Source organism: Rhodoferax sp. OV413 (assembly GCF_945881795.1).
Taxonomy (GTDB): Bacteria; Pseudomonadota; Gammaproteobacteria; order Burkholderiales; family Burkholderiaceae_C; genus Allorhodoferax.
Map to the genome: position 1 here is coordinate 1 of NZ_CAMCVG010000139.1, position 3,977 is coordinate 3,977.

The following is a 3,977-nucleotide window of genomic DNA, read 5'->3' on the forward strand; positions in this document are numbered from 1 at the left end:
GCCCCTGCGGTAGCCGGCACCGCCGCTGGACGCGTCTTTCCAATGAAGTGGCTGAACTTGGACAAGCCATGCTCGCGCAGTGTGGCCATCACCTCCGAGCGCTCTGAGGTGCGCACTTGCAGCACCACGCCCAGCTCTTCGCTGAACAGTGCCTTGAGCGTGAGTTCCTGACGGCGGGCGCCCACCTGCCCTGCCCAGTTTTTGCTGTCGCCCACGTCCATGCGGCTGTCAGAAATGCCGTCGCCCTCGGTGACCAGCATGTCGACATTCATCGCCACGCCCACCCGACCGGCAAAGGCCATTTCGGCCACGGTCGCCAGCAGACCACCGTCACCACGGTCGTGGTAAGCCAGCACTTGGCCCTTGGCGCGCAGTGCGTTGACCGCGTTGACCAGGTTCACCAGGTCTTGCGGATGGTCCAGATCGGGCACTCCATCTTTGTGGGTGCAACCCACCTGGTCCAGGGTTTGCGCCAGGATGCTGGCGGCCATGCGGTGCTGGCCACGCCCCAGGTCAATCAGCACCAGGGTGGTGTCTTCGGTCGCGTTGAGTTGCGGCGTCAGCGTGCCGCGTACATCGCTCAGGGTGGCAAATGCGCTCACGATGAGCGAGACGGGCGAGGTCACTTTCTTGTCTATGGCCCGGCTACCGGAGGGGCCCTCCTCTGCCTGTTTCCACTGCGTGCGCATGGACAACGAATCCTTGCCCACAGGGATGGAAATACCCAACGCGGGGCACAGCTCCATGCCGACCGCCTTGACGGTGGCATACAGCGCGGCGTCTTCGCCCGGTTCACCGCAGGCGGCCATCCAGTTAGCGGACAGTTTCACGCGCGGCAGTTCGATGGGAGCTGCCAGCAGGTTGGTAATGGCCTCGGCCACTGCCATGCGGCCGGACGCGGGTGCGTTGAGCACGGCCAAGGGAGTGCGCTCGCCCATGGACATGGCTTCACCGGCAAAACCTTTGAAGTCGGCCAGCGTCACCGCGCAGTCCGCCACCGGCACCTGCCAGGGGCCGACCATCTGGTCGCGGTGCGTCAAACCACCCACGGTGCGGTCGCCGATGGTGATGAGAAATCGCTTGGAGGCCACAGTGGGGTGCGCCAGCACGTCAATGACCGCCTTTTGCAGGTCTATGCCGGTCAGGTCCAGCGGCTTGAACTGGCGTGCCACCGTATGTACATCGCGGTGCATCTTGGGCGGTTTGCCCAGTAGCACGTTCATGGGCATGTCCACCGGAGACTCCGCGCCCCCGTCCACCAGGTGGAGCTGGCGCTCCTCAGTGGCCACGCCAATCACGGCAAACGGGCAGCGCTCGCGCTCGCACAGGGCCTGAAACAGCTCCAAGGACTCGGGGGCGATAGCCAGCACATAGCGCTCCTGGCTCTCGTTGCACCAGATTTCCTTGGGCGCCATGCCGGACTCTTCGAGCTTGACAGCACGAAGGTCGAAGCGCGCGCCGCGGCCCGCGTCGTTGGTCAGCTCGGGAAAGGCGTTGGACAAACCGCCGGCGCCCACGTCGTGGATGGCGAGGATGGGGTTGCCGCTACCGGAGGGGCCTCCCTCTGTGCCCATCATCCAGCACTGGTTGATTACCTCTTGGGCGCGGCGCTCAATCTCGGGGTTGCCACGCTGCACCGAGTCAAAGTCCAGCTCGGCCGCATTCGCGCCGGTGGCCATAGAGCTGGCGGCACTGCCGCCCATGCCGATGCGCATGCCAGGGCCGCCCAGCTGGATCAACAGGCTGCCGGCGGGAAATTCGATCTTGTGGGTCTGGTCAGCATCGATGATGCCCAGACCGCCCGCGATCATGATGGGCTTGTGGTAGCCGCGCGCCACGGTGTCCACATCGCTGGCCACCGTCTGCTCGTACTCACGGAAGTAGCCCAGCAAGTTAGGCCGGCCGAATTCGTTATTGAACGCCGCACCGCCCAAGGGGCCTTCGACCATGATTTGCAGCGGGCTGGCAATGTGCTGGGGCTTGCCTCCGGGCTGGTCGGACAGGCCGCCCCAGAGCTTGGATACGGTAAAGCCGGTCAGGCCTGCCTTGGGCTTGGAGCCGCGGCCGGTGGCGCCCTCGTCGCGGATTTCACCGCCCGCGCCGGTAGAGGCGCCGGGGAATGGGGAAATCGCGGTCGGGTGGTTGTGGGTCTCCACCTTCATCAGAATGTGGTTTATCTTGCTATGTTTTTCATAGCTAGCTGCGCAGACCCCACCAGTGCCAGTGGCCGATTTGGCTATAAATCTTTCGACTTCCACGCCTTCCATGACCGAGGCGTTGTCCGAGTACGCCACCAGCATGTACTGCGGATGGAGCTGGTGCGTGTTGCGGATCATTCCGAACATGCTCTTGTCTTGCGCCACGCCGTCAATGGTGAACTGGGCGTTGAAGATTTTGTGGCGGCAGTGTTCGCTATTGGCCTGCGCGAACATCATCAGCTCCACGTCGGTCGGGTTGCGGCCCAGCGTGGTGAATGCGTCCACCAGGTAGTCGATCTCGTCAGTGGCCAGCGCCAAACCGAACTGGGTGTTAGCTTTCACCAAGGCATCCTTACCGCCGCTGAGCACGTCCACATGGTCCATGGGCGCGGGGTGCAAGGCATTGAACAGCTCTTGCGCCTGCGCGAGGTCCAGCATGGCGCTTTCGGTCATTCGGTCATGCAGCAAGGCGGCCACAGCCTGCAATTGCTCGGGAGTCAACGCAGCTTTGCTGAGCAGTCCATTCTTCAAGGTCAGCCGGTATTCGACCAGACGCTCCACCCGCTTCACGGCCAGGCCACAGTTATGGGCAATGTCCGTCGCCTTGGAAGCCCAAGGGCTCACCGTGCCGAAACGGGGGCTCACCACAATCGTGGGGCCACCGGAGCTAGCCTGTGTGGGGCCGGTGTAGGGGTCGCCATAGGTCAGGAGTTTGGCGAGCTTGTCCGCCAGGGGCTGGTCCAGCGGGGCTTCGGTCGCCGCTAAATGCACAAAGCGCGCTGCAATGCCGGAAATCTTGTCGCTCACGCCGTGCAGGGCGGGCAGGATTTGTTGGATACGGAAATGGCTGAGGGCATTGCCGCCCTCGAAAGTGGTGATGTGCAGGGTCACTGTGGTGGCCTAGTAAGGGGCGAAGACGGGAGCCGCGTGGCGAGAGGAGACTGGCAGAGCAACCAATTTTACCCGTGCACGCTGGTGTGCCCCGGGGGCGCCGGTGGGATAATCAGGCCCCATGACTATCACCTACAAAGATGCCCAAGGCGTTGCGGGCATGCGCGTTGCGGGCCGGCTGGCCTCGGAGGTTCTGGATTACCTCACCCCCTTCGTGCAACCCGGCGTCACGACCAACGAGCTCGACCGGCTGGCCCACGACTACATCACCCAGGTGCAAGGCGGCATTCCGGCGCCGCTGAACTACACCGGTGGCGGCAACACGCCCTACCCCAAGTCCATTTGCACCTCGGTCAACCATCAGGTCTGCCACGGCATTCCCAATGAAAAGCAGCTGAAAAAGGGCGACATCGTCAACATCGACATCACCGTCATCAAAGACACCTGGCACGGCGACACCAGCCGTATGTTCCTGGTGGGCGATTGCTCGATTGCCGCCAAGCGCCTGTGCTCCATCACCTATGAGGCCATGTGGGTCGGCATCCAGATGGTCAAACCCGGTATCCATTTAGGTGACATCGGTCATGCGATTCAGAAATTTGCCGAAGGCAAAGGCTTCAGCGTGGTGCGCGAATTCTGCGGCCATGGCATCGGCCAGGTCTTCCACGAAGAACCCCAGGTGCTGCACTACGGCCGCCCGGGCACGCTCGAAAAACTCAAAGAAGGAATGACCTTCACCATCGAGCCGATGATCAACGCCGGCGGCAAAGACATCAAAGAAGGCCCCGAGAAAGACGGCTGGAGCATCGTCACCAAGGACCGCTCCCTGTCGGCCCAGTGGGAGCACACCGTGTTGGTGACCCCCACCGGTTATGAGGTGTTGACCCT

2 protein-coding genes are annotated in these 3,977 nt (G+C 62.9%); one reads left to right on the forward strand and one right to left on the reverse strand.

Annotated features, from left to right (window positions below; translation table 11 throughout):
* Positions 1-3,089, reverse strand: a 3,089-nt coding sequence (purL, locus tag Q0O05_RS11685; protein WP_293663226.1) for a phosphoribosylformylglycinamidine synthase, incomplete at its 3' end; no start/stop codon positions are given.
* Between the two features lie 121 nt (positions 3,090-3,210).
* Between purL and map the strand changes: the two genes are divergently transcribed.
* Positions 3,211-3,977: type I methionyl aminopeptidase (map, locus tag Q0O05_RS11690; RefSeq protein WP_293663228.1), on the forward strand; the 767-nt coding region annotated here is incomplete at its 3' end.